Source organism: Achromobacter sp. HZ01, assembly GCF_003267925.1.
GTDB lineage: Bacteria > Pseudomonadota > Gammaproteobacteria > Burkholderiales > Burkholderiaceae_B > Achromobacter > Achromobacter pulmonis_A.
Genome location: NZ_LWKV01000002.1, coordinates 267,716 through 284,303, shown reverse-complemented (window position 1 = coordinate 284,303; position 16,588 = coordinate 267,716). Strand labels below are relative to the sequence as shown.

The window sequence follows — 16,588 nt, the reverse complement described above, 5'->3', positions numbered from 1 at the left end:
GGGCTTTCATTTCTGTACCAGGTATTCCGGGGTGGCCGCCACCAGCGTGATCGCGGCCCGCACCCGGTCGCGCGGGCGCTCGGGCGGGATGCTGGAGACGGCCTGGGCGATCGCCGCGGCGGTCCGGTCGGAGAAGGCGTCGCCCGCCAGCAGCAGCGCCACCCGCGCCACCAGCGCGGCGGGGTCGGGCGCCAGCGCGATCTCGGCGGCGTAGGAGGTCTGCAGGTCTTCCCAGCCGCGGTCCACGTAGATGGCCAGGAAGTTCAGGTAGCCGGCGACGCTGGTTTCGTCGGTGATCTGCAGCTCCGGCGCCACCAGGTGGCGGCGCGCCAGTTCGGTGACCGGCGGCACGTAGCGCGGGCGGAAGAAGTTGAACACGCTGGCCGAGCGCATCGGGCTTTGCGCCAGCCGTATGGTGTTGTCGGTGGTGTCGGGCATGGCCCATACGCCGTTGGTGGAGTTCGCGCCGAAGGCCCGCGCCCAGCCGGAAAAGCGCAGGATGGGTTCGCGCACCTTGCCCCAGTCGGGCGCGTTCAGGTCGGGGTTGCGCGCCTCCGGGTCCAGCAGGATGGCGCGCACCACGGCCTTGAGATTGCCGCGCGCGCCCGTGCCGTCGTCGTCGAAGGCGGCGGATACGCGCCTGACGTAGGCGCGGCTGGGATTGCTGGTGACCAGGCGCTGGATCAGCTGGGTGCCGATGAACGGTCCCACGTTGGGATGGGCGCTGATGACGTCGATGGCGCGCTTGAGCGACAGGTGGCCGTCGGTGCCCGGCGGGATGACGGCGCCCAGGAAGCGTTTTTCGGCCAGCGAGTGCAGCGCGTTGTTCAGCGCCATCGGCCGGCGGTGGAATTCCACGTCGGTCTCCGGACCGTTGATGTCCCAGCCGGTGAATACCTTGGCCAGCCCCTGCACGTCGGCGTTGGTATAGGTTTCCACCGGCTTGCCGTCGACCATCTTGAGCGAGCCGTCCGGCTCCAGCTCCAGCAGGCCGATGCTGAAGAGCTGCATGATTTCGCGGGCGTAGTTCTCGTCGGGATGGCGGCCGGTCTTGGGATCTTCCTTGCGGTTGCCGCGGTAGGTCAGCATGCAGCCCATGGACAGGTTCTGGCTGACCGCGGCCAGCAGGTCGCGGTAATTGCCCAGCGCGTGCTCGGCCAGCAGGTCCATGAAGCCGGCCGCGCCGAACAAGGGCCAGGACGCGGTGATGGACGACACGCCCACCACGAAGATCTCGGACAGCGAAAACGCCACCCGCGTGCGCACCTGGTCGGGGGCGCTGATGAACTTGCGCCAGAGCGTGGATTCGAGGGGGGCGTTGATGCCGTTGCCCTTGAATTCCTCGGTGTTCTTGCCCTGTTGCAGCAGCCAGTCGAAATGCGTCTGCGACGGCGGCATGGCCAGCTGCCTGTCGAGCCAGGCGGCGTAGCCGTCGCGCACCACGGCTTCTATGTCGGCCGGCGTGGGGCCGAACGTCGCCTGCGCCAGGAAGCGCGAGGCCTGGCCCGGCGTGGGGCGGGGTAGCGTAGGGGCAGCGGACTGCGGCGCAGCCGCTGACGGCGTAGCGGACATGCGCAGGCACCTCGTCGAATGCGAAAACCTACGGTACTGAAGCCCCGGGCGGGCTTCAATACCGTCATTCGGATGAGGGACTACGACTAAAGCGGGAGGCTCAGACCGAGCGCGTGATGCCGCCGTCGATGCGGATGTTCTGGCCGGTGATGTAGGACGAGGCGTCCGACGCCAGGAAGGCGATCAGGTCGGCGACTTCTTCGGCCGTGCCGTAGCGGCCCATCGGGATGCGCACGCGCCGGTCTTCCTTTTCCGGCAGGCTGTCGATGAAGCCTGGCAGCACGTTGTTCATGCGCACATTGTGTCCGGCGTATTCGTCGGCGAACACTTTGGTGAAGGCGGCCAGCCCGGCGCGGAACACGCCGGAGGTGGGGAACAAGGCCTCGGGCTCGAAGGTGGCGTAGGTGGAGATGTTGACGATGGCGCCGGACTTCTGCTGCTTCATGATGGGCGCGACCAGGCGCGTGATGCGCACCACGTTCAGCAGGTAGAACTCCATGCCCAGGCGCCAGTCCTCATCGCTGATTTCGAGCAGCGGGCCCTTGGGGCCGTGGCCGGCGCTGTTGACCACCGCGTCCACGCGGCCCCACTTCTGCACGACGGTGTCCACCAGCCGCGCCAGATCCTTGGGCGAACGGTTCGAGCCCGTGACGCCCAGGCCGCCGAGTTCCCGGGCCAGGGCCTCGCCCTTGCCGGAGGACGACAGTATGGCCACGCGAAAGCCGTCGGCCGCCAGCTTGCGCGCCGCCGCCGCGCCCATGCCGCTGCCGCCCGCGGTAACGATCGCCACTTTATCCGTGCTCATGTTCGCTCCTGTGTCGAATATTCGGAGCGGACATTGTAGGGGCGGCTCAGGGCGCGGCGCCGACCCGCCAGACCGCGTTGCCGACGTCGTCGGCCACCAGCAGGCCGCCGCGGCGGTCGACGGCCACGCCGACCGGCCGGCCCTGCGCCTGGCCGCTTTCGTCCAGGAAACCGGTCAGCACGTCTTGCGGCGGCCCGCCGGGCCGGCCGCCGGAGAACGGCACGAAGATGACCTTGTAGCCGCTGGGCGGATTGCGGTTCCAGGAGCCGTGCTGGCCCACGAACATGCCCTCGCCGTAGGGCAGCCTGGCGCCGCCGGACCAGGCCAGGCCCAGCGAGGCGGTGTGCGGTCCCAGCGCGTAGTCGGGCACGATGGCGCGCGCCACCAGGTCGGGCCGCTGCGGCGCGACGCGGGTGTCGACGTGCTGGCCGAAGTAGCTGTAGGGCCAGCCGTAGAAGCCGCCGTCGCGCACCGAGGTCATGTAGTCGGGCACCAGGTCGCTGCCGAGTTCGTCGCGTTCGTTGACCGCGGTCCACAGCGTCTTGCCGTCGGGCCCCCAGGCCATGCCCACCGGATTGCGCAGCCCGGTGGCGTACAGGCGCTTGGCGCCGCTGGCCACGTCGATCTCCCAGATGGCCGCGCGGCCGGTTTCGGCGTCCATGCCGTTCTCGGCCACGTTGCTGTTGGAGCCGACCGAGACGTACAGCCGGGCGCCGTCGGGGCTGGCCAGCAGGTTCTTGGTCCAGTGGTGGTTGATGCCGGCGGGCAGGTCGGTGACTTTTTCGCCCGGCGCGTCGATGCGGGTCTGCCCGGACTCGTACGGAAAGCGCAGCACCGCGTCCGCGTTGGCCACGTACAGGTGCCGGCCGATGAGCGCCATGCCGAACGGCGAGTTCAGGCCTGCGAGCAGCACGCCGCGGGTTTCGGCCACGCCGTCGCCGTCGGCGTCGCGCAGCAGCGTGATGCGGTTGGCGCTGGGCGTGCGGGCCCCGGCCCGCTTCATCACCAGGCCGGCGACCCAGCCCTTCAGCCCGCCCGAGGCCGATTCCGGCTTGGGCGGCGCGTTGGTTTCGGCCACCAGCACGTCGCCGTTGGGCAGCACGTACAGCCAGCGCGGATGGTCCAGGCCGGCGGCGAAGCCGGTCACGGCCAGGCCGTCCGCGGCCCGCGGATGCGCGCCGGCGGGCCAGCCTACGGCCTTGGCGGTCTTGACGGTGGGGATCAGGGTGGGATTGGGGGCGGGCAGCTGCGGCGCCGGCCCCATGCCCGCCTCGACGGGCAGCGTGGCCATTTCGCCGCAGGCGCTGAGCGTGGCCAGCGCCAGGCCGGCCGCCGCCGCGGTACGTAGGATCTGCATGATGCGACTCCCGGACGATGTCCCATCATACTCGGGCGCTGGCGCGCCCTTCGGCCTTCAGTCGTCGAAGCGGCTGCGGGTCACGGCGCCGGTCTGCGGATCGACGTGGAGCTTGACGCGCTGGCCCTGCGGGTCGTCGGCCTTGACCTCGTAGCCGTGCTTGCGGGAACGCTCGATCTCGGAGATGTTGCGGTAGCCGGCCGCCTCCATCTTGTCGTAGACCTGGCGGATCGTCAGCATCGGGGCCGCGGGCGCGGTGGCCGCGGGGGCCGGCGCCTGCTGCGGCGCGGCCTGGGCATGGACGGCGGCGCCCGCCGCCAGGACCGAGCCGCCGATCGCCAGGGCTGCCAGGGTTTTCTGAATGCGCGTCATCATGGAATTCTCCTAAGGTTTGGACTGGATGGATGGGGCCGTCCTCACGGCCTGCCGGCATTATTCGGGTTGGCGCATGAACCGGTTCTGAAGACGCCGTTCATGCCCGGTTCATCCGCGCCGCGGTATAAAAGACGCCTGATCCATCCCCTTTTGAATCCCCCATTTCCACAGAGAGGCCCGGCGTTGCGCGACCCTAGAACCGGATTCAGGCCCGCAGGCATGCTGCCGGCCTGCGCGCTCGCGCTCGCGCTGATCGCGGGGCCGGTGGCCGGCCTGGCCGACGAGAGCGACCACGAGCGCGCGCGCCAGGCGCTGCAGGCCGGCAAGGTGCTGCCGCTGGGCGCGGTGCTGGACATCGTGGAGCGCGATTTCCCGGGGCAGGTGGTCAAGGTCGAGTTCGAGGAGGACGACGACGAATTCATCTACGAGATCCGGGTGCTGCAAAGCGGCGGCGGCATCCTCAAACTGAAGCTCGACGCGCGCGACGGCACGCTGCTGGGGATCAAGGGCCGCGACATCAAGTTCAAAGGCGAACCCTGATGCGGATACTGGTGGTCGAAGACGAACCCACGCTGGCCGGCCAGCTCGCCGAGGCGCTGCGCGCCGCCGGCCATACCGTGGATGCCGCCGCCGACGGCGAATCGGCGCGCTACCTGGGCGACGTGGAGGCGTTCGACGCGGTGGTGCTGGACCTGGGCCTGCCCGTGGTGGACGGCCTGACCGTGCTGAAGGCCTGGCGCGCCGGCGGTCGCAACATGCCGGTGCTGATCCTGACCGCGCGCGACAACTGGCATGAAAAAGTGGCCGGCATAGACGCCGGCGCCGACGATTACCTGACCAAGCCGTTCCACATGGAAGAGCTGCTGGCGCGGGTGCGCGCGCTGCTGCGCCGCAGCACCGCGCACGCCAGCGCGCAATGGCGTTGCGGCCCGCTGCTGCTGGACACGCGCCAGGCGCGGGTCAGCGTGGACGGCCGTCCGCTGACGCTGACCAGTCACGAATTCAAGGTGCTGTCGGTGCTGATGCAGCGCGCCGGCGAAGTGGTCTCGCGCAGCGAACTGACCGAGCACGTCTACGCGCAGGACCTCGACCGCGATTCCAACACCATCGAGGTCTTCGTCGGCCGGCTGCGCAAGAAGCTGCCGCCCGACACCATCGAAACCGTGCGCGGGCTGGGCTACCGCCTGGCGGCCCCGCAATGACGCGGCCCGCGGCGCGCTCGCTGCGGCTGCGGCTGCTGGCCGGCACGCTGGCCTGGATACTGGCCTCGGTGGCGCTGGCGGGCTGGGGCCTGGCCAGCCTGTTCCGCCAGCACATCACCCAGCAACTGCGAGCCGAACTGACGCTGCACCTGAACCAGCTGACGGCCGCCCTCAACGTCGGCGCGGACGGCCGGCCGGCGGTGGCCCCGCCGCTGAGCGATCCGCGCCTGGAGCAGCCGCTGTCGGGCCTGTACTGGCAGATCGACCGGCTGGCCGCGAACGGGCAGCCGGCCGCCGCCGGCGTGGCGCGTTCGCGTTCGTTGTGGGACCAGACCCTGCAGGCGCCGCCCGAGGCGCCGGGCGAGGGCGACCGCGCCTACGACGTGGCTGGCCCCGGCGGGCGCGAACTGGCCGCGCTGGGGCGCGTGGTCACGCCGGCCGAGGACGGCGCGGCGCCGCTGCGGCTGCTGGTGGCGGCGGACCGCGCCGCGCTGGCCGAACCCATCGAACGCTTCAACCACATGCTGGCGATCGCGCTGGGCGCGCTGGCCGCCGGGCTGACCGTGGCCGCGGTGGTGCAGGTGCTGGTCGGCCTGCGGCCGCTGGCGCGGCTGCGGCGCGAGCTGGCGGCGCAGGACGCGGGCGACAGCCGCCGCATCGAGGGAAGTTTTCCCAGCGAGATCCAGCCGCTGGTCGACGATTTCAACCAGGTGCTGGCGATGAACGCCGAGATCGTGCAGCGCGCGCGCACCCAGGCCGGCAACCTGGCGCACGCGGTCAAGACGCCGCTGGCCATCCTGGCCAACGCCGCCGCGCGCGAGCAAGGGCCGCTGGCGGCGCTGGTGCGCGAGCAGGTCGGCATGGCGAACCGGCAGATCGACTATCACCTGGCGCGGGCCCGGGCCGCGGCGGCCTCGGGCGCGGCCGACGGACGCACGCCGCTGGCGGAAACGGCGCAGGGCCTGCTGCGCGTGGTGCGGCGCCTGTACGCGCAGCGCGGCCTGCAGATCGAGGACGCCCAGGCCGCGCCCGGCCTGGCGTTTCGCGGCGAACAGCAGGACCTGCAGGAAATGCTGGGCAACCTGCTGGACAACGCCTGCAAGTGGGCGGCCGGCCGGGTGCGGCTCACGGCGCAGGAGGACGGGCCGGGGCGCCTGTCGATCCACGTCGACGACGACGGCCCGGGCATCGAGGACCACGAGCGCGAGCGCATCTTCCTGCGCGGCGTGCGCATGGACGAACAGCGACCCGGCTCGGGCCTGGGCCTGGACATCGTGCGCGACCTGGCCGCCACCTACGGCGGCGAGGTAAGCGCGGCGCGCTCGCCGCTGGGCGGGCTGCGCGTGTCGCTGCGGCTGCCGGCCGCCTGAACCGCGGGCGCGGCTACTTGATCAGGGTGACCGGCGCGTCGGCCAGCTGCAGCACCTGGTTGGCGGCCGAGCCGATCAGGATGTTGGCCAGCGCGCCGTTGCCGCGCGTGCCCATGACGATGCGCTCGCAGCGGTGGTCGCGCGCGTAGCCGGCGATTTCGCTGGCCACGTGGCCGAAGGCGACGTGCCGCGTGTAGGCGGTGCCGGTCACGTCGAGCAGCTTGCGCGCCTCTTCCATCGCCTCTTCGCCTTCGCGGGCGTAGAACTCGTCGATCATGTCCTGGGTGATGAGCCGCGACAGGCCGGCGCGGCCCTGCACGGGCGTCTGGACATTGAGCAGGTGGATGTGGGCGGCGCCCGCGCCCTGGGCGAGCTCGCGGGCGTACAGGACGGCGCGGTTGGCGTAGTCGGAGCCGTCGACGGGGACCAGGATGTTCAGCATGGTTGTTCCTCCGGGCCTTACTTGGCCAGCGTGACGGGCAGTTCCGCCAGGTGCAGGACGCGGGTCGCGACCGAACCCAGGAACCACGACGAAACCGAGCCCAGGCCGCGCGAGCCCATGTAGATCTCGTCGGCGTCGGTTTCCTGGGCGACGCGCACGATGGTGTCGGCCGCCGCGCCGATTTCGATGCGTTCCTCGAACGGCACGCCGGCCTTGCTCAGCAGCGCGCGGGCGGCCTGCAGGGCGGCCTCGCCTTCCTCCTGGTGGTAGGCGTCGATCTCGGCCTGCGACAGGCCGCGGCCGATCTTGCCGGCCTGCAGCGGAATCTGGACGTTGAGGAGTTCGACCCGTTCGACCGGGGCGTAGCGGCGGGCGTCGATCAGGGCCTGGACGGCGTGGAGGGACGGCTGCGAACCGTCCACGGGGATCAGGATGCGTTTCACGGGTGTCTCCGGATGAGCGCCGGCGTGCGCTGTACGCCCATTATTGGCCGAATCGCGCCGCCGCGGAATGCGCCGGATCAAGCCGCCGGCATTCAGCGCCAGCGTTCGGCCAGCGCGTCGGCGGCCAGCGCCTGGCCCAGCAGGCGGCTGGCCTGCGCAGCGAGCGCGCCGGCCGCGCCGCTGGTCTGTAGCCGCAGCGCGCCCGGGCCGCCCGCGCTCAGCAGGCCGCGTTCCTGCAACTGGTGGCGCAGCCTGCGCGCCACCGGGGCGCCGGTTTCCAGCAGCGGCACGCCGGGGCCGGCGGCCGCCTCGATGGCCTCGCGCAGGAACGGGAAATGGGTGCAGCCCAGCACCAGCACGTCCGCGCCGGCCTCGCGCAGCTGCGCCACCGGGCCGCGCACCGCGGCCTCGGCCTGCGGCCCGTGCAGCACGCCTTGCTCCACCAGCCGCACCCATTCGGGGCAGGGTTGCAGCAGGATGCGCACCTCGGGCGCCTCGCGCCGCACCAGGGCGGCGAACTTGGCGCTGGCCAGCGTGCCGGTGGTGGCGAACACGCCGACCACGCCGCTCTGGGTCAGGTGGGCGGCCGGCTTGATCGCCGGCTCCACGCCGATGATGACCAGCCCGGGATGGCGCTGGCGCAGCTGCGCGATGGCGGCCGCGGTGGCGGTGTTGCAGGCCACCACCATGGCCTTGGCGCGGCAGGAGACGAAGTAATCGGCCAGCGTGGCGGCGCGCTGCGCCACGAACTGCGGCGTTTTTTCGCCATAGGGCACGTGCGCGGAATCGGCCACGTACAGCAGGGATTCCTGCGGCAGCGCGTCGCGGATCGCGCGCAGCACGCTCAGCCCGCCGACGCCGGAGTCGTAGATGCCGATGGGGGATTCGGAAAGCATGAAAGAAAAGCGGATTGGGGTGTGCGGCAGTGTAGCGCCGCGGCGCTCACGGCGATTCCTGGCGGTGGCGGCGGACCTCTTCGATCAGCCTGCGGGCCGCGCCCGACAGGGGCGCGTCGCGCCAGATCAGGTTCAGCGGCGCGCGCAGCGAGGCGGGCCGGCTGACGCTGACGTAGACCACGCCCTCGATGTTGACGCGGCGCAGCGACGCCGGCACCAGCGAGACGCCCAGCCCGGCGGCCACCAGGCTCAGCGTGGACAGCATGCGCGGCGCTTCCTGCGCGATGCGCGGGCTGAAACCGGCGGCGGCGCAGGCCGCCAGGATGGCGTCGTACAGGCCCGGCCCGCTGTGGCGGCGGTACAGGATCAGGGATTCGTCGGCAAGTTCGGACAGCGCGATGCGCTGGCGCGGGCGCCGCCGCACCGCCGGATGGTCGGCGGGAAACGCGGCCAGCATGGTTTCGTCCAGCACTTTTTCCACCACCACGCCGCGGTCCGGGCCATAGGGGCCGCGCACGAACGCCACGTCCACCCGGCCGTCGCACACGTCGTCCATCAGTTCGCCGGTGCTGCTTTCCTCCAGCACCAGCCGCACGTTCGGCGCCAGTTCGCGAAAGCGCCGGATCACCGAGGGCACGAACGGGTGGAAGGCGGCCGATCCGGTGAAGCCGACGGTCAGGCGGCCGGCCTCGCCCTGCGACACGCGGCGCACGCCTTCGACCGCCTGCTCGGTGAGCGCCAGGATCTTGTGCGCGTCCTCCAGCAGCGCGCGGCCGCTTTCGGTGAGTTCCATGCCGCGCGGCAGGCGGTGGAACAGCGTGACGCCCAGCTCCTCTTCCAGCACGCGGATCTGCTGGCTGAGCGGCGGCTGGCGGATGCCGAGCCGCGCCGCGGCCTTGGTCAGGTGGGATTCTTCCGCCACCGCCACGAAGTAGCGCAGCAGCCGCAAGTCGATGGACGCCATATGTACCCGATATGAGTCAGTAGATTTCCATATATTAGACATTATCTAGTGGGGAGAGTAGGCTGCAAACTCTTTACTGGTCACATAAAAATGAACGCAGCAGCACCCTCCACCACCGAGGCCGCCTTGCGGCCCCCGCCCACCTGTGGGCAACTGTTCTACGGATTCCTGATGTTCGGCCTGACGGCCTTCGGCGGCGCGCTGCCGCTGGCGCGCCGCATGGTGGTCGAAAAGCACCGCTGGCTGAGCGGCCCCGAGTTCACCGATCTGCTGGGCCTGTGCCAGTTCCTGCCGGGCGGCAACATCATCAATCTTTCGGTCGCGCTGGGCATGAAATTCCGCGGCCCGCGCGGCGCCTTCGCGGCGCTGATGGGCCTGATCCTGGCGCCGTCGATCATCGTGATCATGCTGGGCATGGTGTACGACCGGTTCCAGGACGATCCGCACATCCAGCACCTGTTCGCCGGGCTGGCCGCCGCCGCCGCGGGCCTGCTGATCTCGATGGCGGTGAAGATCGGCACCCCGGTTTTCAAGCGCCGCGACTGGCTGGCCGGCGCGGTCGCCACGGTGTGTTTCATCGCCATCGCCGTGCTGCGCATTCCGCTGCTGCCGACCATGGCGGTGCTGACGCCGCTGAGCATCCTGATGGTGTGGAGGCAGCGTCGATGATCCATACCCTTATCGCGCTGGGCCTGATCTTCGCCGAGCTGTCGGTGCTGGCCTTCGGCGGCGGCAACACCATCCTGCCCGAGATGCAGCGCCAGGTCGTGCAAGTGCATGGCTGGATGAGCGCGGCGGACTTTTCGGCCCTGTTCGCGCTGGGGCAGGCCGCGCCGGGTCCCAACCTGATGGTGGTCACGCTGGTGGGCTGGCACGTGGCCGGCGGCCTGGGCGTGCTGGTCACCACCATCGCCAAGTTCGGCCCATCCTCGGTGATCACCGTGATCGCGCTGGGCCTGTGGGAACGCTTCAAGGACCGCCCGTGGCGCGGCGTGATCCAGGCCGGCATTTTCCCCATGACGGTGGGCCTGGTGGCCGCCAGCGCGGCCCTGATCACCGAGGCCTCGGTGCACAGCTGGCTGCTGGGCGCGATCGCCGCGCTGGTGGCGCTGCTGGGCAGCGTGACCCGCATCCATCCGCTGTGGCTGCTGTTCGGCGGGGCGCTGGCCGGTTTGCTCGGCATCGGTTAGGGTAGGGGCTTGCCTCGCCACGCGCAGGAGCCCGCCATGCCCCCGCTCAAGGATTTCGAGCCCGAGACCGCCGCCGCCAGCCTGCCGTTCTTCCATGCGCACCGGCGCCTGGTGCTGTGCGCCGCGCTGCTGCTGGCCGGCGCCGGCGTGCTGTACGCCGCGGGCCTGCCGCTGGTGCTGGCGCTGCTGCTGGGGTTCGACCTGGGGGCGCTGGTCTTCCTGATCCTGACGGCACGCGTATTCGGCCGCACCAGCGCCCAGGCCATGCGCCGCCACGCGCAGGAGCAGGACGTGGGCCGCACGGGCGTGCTGTGGAGCAGCGTGGCGCTGTCCTGCATGGTGATGACGGCGCTGTGGGTGGAGCTGCGCATCGAGGAAGGCGCCAGCAGCGTGCTGGCCATGCTGGCCGCCGCCGCGACCATCATCCTGTCGTGGCTCTACATGAACATGATCTTCGCGCTGCATTACGCCCACGGCTATTACGGCCACCGCAACGCCATGCACAAGGGCCTGGACTTTCCCGGTACGGAAGATCCGGACTACTGGGACTTCGCGTACTTCGCGCTGGTGCTGGGCATGACCTTCCAGGTGTCGGACGTGCAGATCGTGAACCGGCGGCTGCGCCGCACCGCGCTGACGCACAGCGTCATCGCGTTTTTCTTCAACGTGTTCATCATCGCCATCAGCGTGAACGTGGCGGCCGGGCGCGTCTAGGGCCTGTGCGTGGCTCCTTTTAGTGTGAACAGGCCCTAGGCCGCCGCCAGCCGCCACAGCGAGGTCACCTCGCGCGAGCGCGCCGCATGCAGCGGGTCGGCCGGGTCGGCGGCGCGGCCGTGGGTGGGCCGGGTGTCGAGCCGGCCCGCCACGCGCAGCCCGGCCTGGGCGATCCATTCCAGCAGCTGTTCGCGGCTGCGCAGGCCGAGGTGCTCGGCCAGGTCCGACAGGATCAGCCAGCCTTCGCCGCCTGGCGCCAGGTGCGCGGCCAGGCCGTCCAGGAAGCCGCGCAGCATGCGGCTGTCGGGATCGTACACGGCGTATTCCACCGGCGAGCTGGGGCGCGCCGGCACCCAGGGCGGGTTGCACACGACCAGCGCCGCGCGGCCTTCGGGATAGAGGTCGGCCTGCGCCAGTTCCACCCGGTCTTCCAGTCCCAGCCTTTGCAGGTTTTCGCGGGCGCAGGCCAGGGCGCGCGGGTCCTGGTCGGTGCCGACCACGCGCCTGAAGCCGCGGCGCGCCAGCACGGCGGCCAGCACGCCGCTGCCGGTGCCGATGTCGAAGGCGGCGTCGCCGGGCGGCAGCGGCGCCTGCGCCACCAGGTCCACGTATTCGCCGCGCAGCGGCGAGAACACGCCGTAGTGCGGATGGATGCGCGCGCCCAGGGCCGCGATCTCCACGCCTTTCTTGCGCCATTCGTAGGCGCCGATCAGCCCCAGCAGCTCGCGCAGCGAGGCCACGTAGGGTTCGTCGGCCGGGCCGTAGGCGGCTTCGCAGGCCTGGCGCGCGTCGGGCGCGCGGCGCAGGGCGATGCCGTGGCCCGCGTCGAAGCCGATCAGCAGCATGCCCAGTATGCGGGCGCGCTGCGACTGGAACTGGCGGTGCTGGTTGAAGGCGTCGCGCAGCGTGGCCGCGGGCTTGCGCGGACGCTTGTCGACGCGCCGCGCCATGGCCTGCAGCAGCTGGCGCGCGTTGTGGAAGTCGCCGCGCCACAGCAGGCCGACGCCCTCGCAGGCCTGGCGGTAGGCCTGGTCCGCGCCGAGCGTGTCATCGGCCAGCACCACGCGCCGGGGCGGCGCGGCGCCGCTTTCGGAACGCCAGCGCGCGGCGCGGGCAAGCTGGTTTTCTTCCCAGTGGATTTCGGGCGGGTTCAAGGCGTCGCTCCGGCGGGCCGGCGCGCGCGGGACAGGGCAGTCATTCGGGATGCAAAAGAAAAGGGCGCGGGCTGCCAATGTAGCAGCTTCGCGCCCCGCCGCCGGCTATTGCGCGCGGGCGGCCGGCGTCAGGCGCTGGCGGTTCTGCGTGACCGCCTCCAGCACCAGGCCGTGCAGGCGGGTGTCGCCGGCGTCGCCGTCGGGGCTGCGGGCCAGGAAGTCCAGGAGCTCGTTGCGCATGCGCGGCTCCCAGAATTTATGGATGTGGTTGGCCACGCCCTCGAGCGCCTCGTGGCGGTCGGGCATGGCTTCGAAGAACTGGCCGATGCGGTTGGCCATGCGGATGAGGTTGCCGATTTCCATGCGTGGTGTAGTCCGGTTCAGGTGACGATGCGCTCGGGATGGGAGTACAGCGTGGCGTCGTCGCCGCGCAGGAATCCCAGCAGGGTCAGGTTGGCGTCCTGCGCCAGGCGGATGGCCAGCGAGGTGGGCGCGGACACGGCCGCCAGCACGCCGATGCCGGCCGCCGCCGTCTTCTGCACCATTTCGAAGCTGGCGCGGCTGGTCACCGCGGCGATGCCGGCGTCGCCGCGCATGCCCTGGCGCGCCAGGGCGCCGATGAGCTTGTCCAGGGCGTTGTGGCGGCCCACGTCCTCGCGCACCAGCGCCAGCGCGCCGTCGGCGCCGGCCCAGCCCGCGGCGTGGGTGGCGCCGGTCAATTCATGCAGCGCCTGGCGCGCGCGCATGGCGCGCATGGCGGCCAGCACCGCCTGCACGCGCACCGGCGCGGCGCGGGTCAGGGGCGCGACGGGACGCAGTACTTCGGGCAGCGTTTCCACGCCGCACAGCCCGCAGCCGGTGCGCCCGGCCAGCGCGCGCCGGCGGGCCTTGAGACGCGCCTCGCAGGCGCTGGAGATTTCCACCTGCACCACGATGCCGTCGGGCCGCGGCAGCAGGTCCATGCCGCGCACGTCATGGACGCCGGCGACGATGCCTTCGGACAGCGCGAAGCCCAGCGCGAAGTCCTCCAGGTCGGCCGGCGTCGCCAGCATGGTGGCGTGGCTGATGCCGTTGAACTCCAGGGCCACCGGGGTTTCCTCGGCCACGTAGTCCTCGGCGCCGGCGCCGAAGGCGCCCGCGCGCAGGCGGGTGATGGGCACCCGCGCGCAGTCGGCGCGGGCGGCGGGAGCGGGGAAGGGCAGGGACATCATGGCGGTTCGCGGCCTTATTTACCGGCCAGCGCGGCGGCGTCTTCGCGTTCGCGTTCGCGCAGCAGCTTGTGCTGGATGTCGGCGAAGCGCGACCACTCGCGCTGCCATTCCGAGGGCTGGGACACGCGCGTGACCTGCACGGCGGTGACCTTGTACTCGGGGCAGTTGGTGGCCCAGTCGGAGCTGTCGGTGGTGACCACGTTGGCGCCCGATTCGGGGAAGTGGAAGGTGGTGTACACCACGCCCGGCTGCACCCGGTCGGTGATCGTGGCGCGCAGCACGGTCTCGCCGGCGCGGCTCTGCACGCCGACCCAGTCGCCGTCGCGCACGCCGCGGTCCTCGGCGTCCTGCGGATGCAGTTCCAGCAGGTCCTCGCTGTGCCAGGCCACGTTGGGCGTGCGGCGGGTCTGGGCGCCCACGTTGTACTGCGACAGGATGCGGCCGGTGGTCAGCAGCAGCGGGTAGCGGCGCGTGCTGCGCTCGTCGGTGGGCACGTACTTGGTGATCATGAAGCGGCCCTTGCCGCGCACGAACTCGTCCACGTGCATGGTGGGCGTGCCGTCGGGCGCCTCGTCGTTGCACGGCCATTGCAGGCTGCCCAGGCGGTCCAGCTTCTCGTAGGTGACGCCGGCGAAGGTCGGCGTCAGCCGCGCGATCTCGTCCATGATCTCGCCGGGATGGCTGTAGTTCATGGGGTAGCCCAGCGCGTTCGACAGCGCCACGGTGACTTCCCAGTCGGACTTGCCGTTCCTGGGCTGCATCACTTTGCGCACGCGCGAAATGCGGCGCTCGGCGTTGGTGAAGGTGCCGTCCTTCTCCAGGAAGGACGAGCCCGGCAGGAACACGTGCGCGTACTTGGCGGTCTCGTTCAGGAACAGGTCCTGCACCACGATGCACTCCATCGCCGCCAGCGAGGCCGCGACGTGCTGGGTGTTGGGATCGGACTGCACGATGTCCTCGCCCTGGCAGTACAGGCCCTTGAACGAGCCGGCCAGCGCCGCCTCGAACATGTTGGGGATGCGCAGCCCGGGCTCGGGCTGCAGGGTCACGCCCCAGTCCTGTTCGAACTGGCTGCGCACCGCGTCGTCGGAGATATGGCGGTAGCCCGGCAGCTCGTGCGGGAACGAACCCATGTCGCACGAGCCCTGCACGTTGTTCTGCCCGCGCAGCGGATTGACGCCCACGCCCTCGCGGCCGATGTTGGCCGTGGCCATGGCCAGGTTGGCGATCGCCATCACGGTGGTCGAGCCCTGGCTGTGTTCGGTCACGCCCAGGCCGTAATAGATGGAGCCGTTGCCGCCGGTGGCGTACAGGCGCGCCGCGCCGCGCACGGCCTGCGCCGGCACGCCGGTGATGGCCTCCATCGCCTCGGGCGAGTTCTCGGGCAGCGACACGAAATCGCGCCACTGCTGGAGGGACTTGGCCTCGCAGCGCGCGGCCACGAAGGCTTCGTCGATCAGGCCTTCGGTGGCGATCACGTGGGCCATGGACGACAGCAGCGCGGTATTGGTGCCCGGTCGCACCTGCAGATGGAAATCGGCCTTGATGTGCGGCGAACTCACCAGCTCGATGCGGCGCGGGTCGATCACGATCAGGCGCGCGCCCTGGCGCAGGCGGCGCTTGAGGCGCGAGGCGAACACCGGGTGGCCGCTGCTGGGGTTGGCGCCCATGACGATCACCACGTCGCTGTGCATGATCGAATCGAAGGTCTGAGTGCCGGCCGATTCGCCCAGCGTCTGCTTCAGGCCGTAGCCGGTGGGAGAGTGACAGACGCGCGCGCAGGTGTCGACGTTATTGGTGCCGAAGGCGGCGCGCACCAGCTTCTGCACCAGCCAGGTTTCTTCGTTGGTGCAGCGCGACGAGGTGATGCCGCCGACCGCGTCGCGGCCGTAGCGGTCCTGGATGCGGCGGAATTCCGAGGCCGCGTAGGCGATCGCCTCTTCCCACGACACTTCCTTCCACGGGTCGGTGATGCGCTGGCGGATCATGGGCTTGAGCACGCGCTCCTTGTGGGTCGCGTAGCCCCAGGCGAAGCGGCCCTTCACGCAGGAATGGCCACGGTTGGCCTGGCCGTCCTTCCAGGGCACCATGCGCACCACTTCCTGGCCCTTCATCTCGGCCTTGAAGCCGCAACCCACGCCGCAATAGGCGCAGGTGGTGACCACCGAATGCTCGGCCTGGCCCATCATGATGACGGTCTTTTCCTGCAGCGTGGAGGTCGGGCAGGCCTGCACGCAGGCGCCGCAGGACACGCATTCGCTGTCCAGGAACGGCTGGTCCTGGCCGGCCGCCACGCGCGATTCGAAACCCTTGCCGGAGATCGTCAGCGCGTAAGTGCCCTGGGTTTCCTCGCAGGCGCGCACGCAGCGGTTGCAGACGATGCACTTGGACGGGTCGTAGGTGAAGTACGGGTTCGATTCGTCCTTGGCGTCTTTCAGGTGGTTGGCGCCCTCGTAGCCGTAGCGCACGTTGCGCAGGCCCACCACGCCGGCCATGTCCTGCAGTTCGCAGTCGCCGTTGGCCGGACAGGTCAGGCAATCCAGCGGGTGATCGGAGATGTACAGCTCCATCACGCCGCGGCGCAGGTCGTGCAGCTTGGGCGTTTCGGTATGGACCACCATGCCGTTCTCGGCCGGCGTGGTGCAGGACGCGGGATAGCCGCGGCGGCCTTCGATCTGCACCAGGCACAGCCGGCAGGAGCCGAACGGCTCCAGGCTGTCGGTGGCGCACAGCTTGGGGATGTTGATGCCGGCCTCGGCGGCCGCGCGCATCAGCGACGTGCCCTCGGGCACGGTGACGGCCTGGCCGTCGATGGTGAGGGTGACGGTGACGGCGGATTCGCGCGCCGGCGTGCCCAGGTCGCGATCGCGCTTGATGACGGTTTCTAGCATGG

The 16,588-nt window shown here is 70.7% G+C and carries 18 protein-coding genes; 6 read left to right on the top strand and 12 right to left on the bottom strand.

The genetic code is table 11. The annotated features are described in order from the left end of the window. Window positions 1–6: 6 nt before the first annotated feature. From A6B37_RS10430 to A6B37_RS10415, 4 genes are all read right to left on the bottom strand, one after another. Window positions 7–1,572, bottom strand: a complete 1,566-nt coding sequence (locus A6B37_RS10430; protein ID WP_111825697.1) for a DUF1800 domain-containing protein — start codon at window positions 1,570–1,572, stop codon at window positions 7–9. 100 nt (window positions 1,573–1,672) lie between these two features. Beyond that, window positions 1,673–2,377, bottom strand: a complete 705-nt coding sequence (locus A6B37_RS10425; protein WP_111825696.1) for an SDR family oxidoreductase — start codon at window positions 2,375–2,377, stop codon at window positions 1,673–1,675. A gap of 46 nt (window positions 2,378–2,423) precedes the next feature. Beyond that, window positions 2,424–3,734, bottom strand: a complete 1,311-nt coding sequence (locus tag A6B37_RS10420) for a sorbosone dehydrogenase family protein (protein WP_111825695.1) — start codon at window positions 3,732–3,734, stop codon at window positions 2,424–2,426. 57 nt (window positions 3,735–3,791) lie between these two features. Further along, window positions 3,792–4,106, bottom strand: a complete 315-nt coding sequence (locus A6B37_RS10415) for a PepSY domain-containing protein (RefSeq protein WP_209165762.1) — start codon at window positions 4,104–4,106, stop codon at window positions 3,792–3,794. A 222-nt stretch (window positions 4,107–4,328) separates the two neighbouring features. On the opposite strand from A6B37_RS10415, the gene A6B37_RS10410 reads away from it, so the two are divergent. Genes A6B37_RS10410 through A6B37_RS10400 form a run of 3 tightly spaced genes read left to right on the top strand, consistent with a single transcriptional unit; the run spans window position 4,329 to window position 6,681 of the window. After that, a complete protein-coding gene (locus tag A6B37_RS10410; RefSeq protein WP_102773751.1) occupies window positions 4,329–4,649 on the top strand; it encodes a PepSY domain-containing protein in 321 nt (106 codons plus the stop codon). After that, complete coding sequence (locus A6B37_RS10405) at window positions 4,649–5,311, top strand: response regulator transcription factor (protein ID WP_102773750.1); 663 nt, start codon at window positions 4,649–4,651, stop codon at window positions 5,309–5,311. The genes A6B37_RS10410 and A6B37_RS10405 overlap by 1 nt, the downstream gene beginning before the upstream one ends. Further along, a complete protein-coding gene (locus tag A6B37_RS10400; protein WP_102773749.1) occupies window positions 5,308–6,681 on the top strand; it encodes a sensor histidine kinase in 1,374 nt (457 codons plus the stop codon). The genes A6B37_RS10405 and A6B37_RS10400 overlap by 4 nt, the downstream gene beginning before the upstream one ends. Before the next feature lie 13 nt (window positions 6,682–6,694). Here the strand turns inward: A6B37_RS10400 and A6B37_RS10395 are convergent, their stop codons facing one another. From A6B37_RS10395 to A6B37_RS10380, 4 genes are all read right to left on the bottom strand, one after another. Then, entirely contained in the window at window positions 6,695–7,123 is a 429-nt protein-coding gene (locus tag A6B37_RS10395) for a universal stress protein (RefSeq protein WP_102773748.1), read from the bottom strand. Between the two features lie 17 nt (window positions 7,124–7,140). Continuing rightward, window positions 7,141–7,566, bottom strand: a complete 426-nt coding sequence (locus A6B37_RS10390) for a universal stress protein (RefSeq protein WP_102773747.1) — start codon at window positions 7,564–7,566, stop codon at window positions 7,141–7,143. Window positions 7,567–7,658: 92 nt separating this feature from the next. Next, the gene (murI, locus tag A6B37_RS10385; protein ID WP_111825693.1) at window positions 7,659–8,462 is read right to left on the bottom strand and encodes a glutamate racemase; all 804 of its coding nucleotides are present in this window, start codon (window positions 8,460–8,462) and stop codon (window positions 7,659–7,661) included. A 46-nt stretch (window positions 8,463–8,508) separates the two neighbouring features. Beyond that, a complete protein-coding gene (locus A6B37_RS10380) occupies window positions 8,509–9,426 on the bottom strand; it encodes a LysR substrate-binding domain-containing protein (RefSeq protein ID WP_111825692.1) in 918 nt (305 codons plus the stop codon). Window positions 9,427–9,516: 90 nt separating this feature from the next. Between A6B37_RS10380 and A6B37_RS10375 the strand changes: the two genes are divergently transcribed. Genes A6B37_RS10375 through A6B37_RS10365 form a run of 3 tightly spaced genes read left to right on the top strand, consistent with a single transcriptional unit; the run spans window position 9,517 to window position 11,330 of the window. Then, window positions 9,517–10,095, top strand: coding sequence for a chromate transporter (locus A6B37_RS10375; RefSeq protein ID WP_111825691.1), 579 nt, complete (start codon window positions 9,517–9,519; stop codon window positions 10,093–10,095). Beyond that, a complete protein-coding gene (locus A6B37_RS10370) occupies window positions 10,092–10,616 on the top strand; it encodes a chromate transporter (protein ID WP_102773743.1) in 525 nt (174 codons plus the stop codon). Before A6B37_RS10375 ends, A6B37_RS10370 begins: the two co-directional genes overlap by 4 nt. A gap of 36 nt (window positions 10,617–10,652) precedes the next feature. Beyond that, window positions 10,653–11,330 (top strand): DUF1345 domain-containing protein, encoded by a 678-nt coding sequence (locus tag A6B37_RS10365; protein WP_102773742.1) that lies wholly within the window; start codon window positions 10,653–10,655, stop codon window positions 11,328–11,330. A 35-nt stretch (window positions 11,331–11,365) separates the two neighbouring features. Here A6B37_RS10365 and A6B37_RS10360 read toward each other — a convergent pair whose 3' ends face one another. The 4 genes from A6B37_RS10360 to fdhF all read right to left on the bottom strand — a co-directional run bounded on the left by A6B37_RS10360 (window position 11,366) and on the right by fdhF (window position 16,586). Beyond that, a complete protein-coding gene (locus A6B37_RS10360; RefSeq protein ID WP_111825690.1) occupies window positions 11,366–12,484 on the bottom strand; it encodes a methyltransferase in 1,119 nt (372 codons plus the stop codon). Between the two features lie 105 nt (window positions 12,485–12,589). Beyond that, complete coding sequence (locus A6B37_RS10355; RefSeq protein WP_111825689.1) at window positions 12,590–12,847, bottom strand: formate dehydrogenase subunit delta; 258 nt, start codon at window positions 12,845–12,847, stop codon at window positions 12,590–12,592. Between the two features lie 17 nt (window positions 12,848–12,864). Next, on the bottom strand, window positions 12,865–13,692 hold the full coding sequence (gene fdhD / locus A6B37_RS10350) for a formate dehydrogenase accessory sulfurtransferase FdhD (protein WP_111826306.1): 828 nt from the start codon (window positions 13,690–13,692) through the stop codon (window positions 12,865–12,867). Window positions 13,693–13,709: 17 nt separating this feature from the next. After that, entirely contained in the window at window positions 13,710–16,586 is a 2,877-nt protein-coding gene (gene fdhF, locus A6B37_RS10345) for a formate dehydrogenase subunit alpha (protein ID WP_111825688.1), read from the bottom strand. Between the last annotated feature and the right edge of the window lie 2 nt (window positions 16,587–16,588).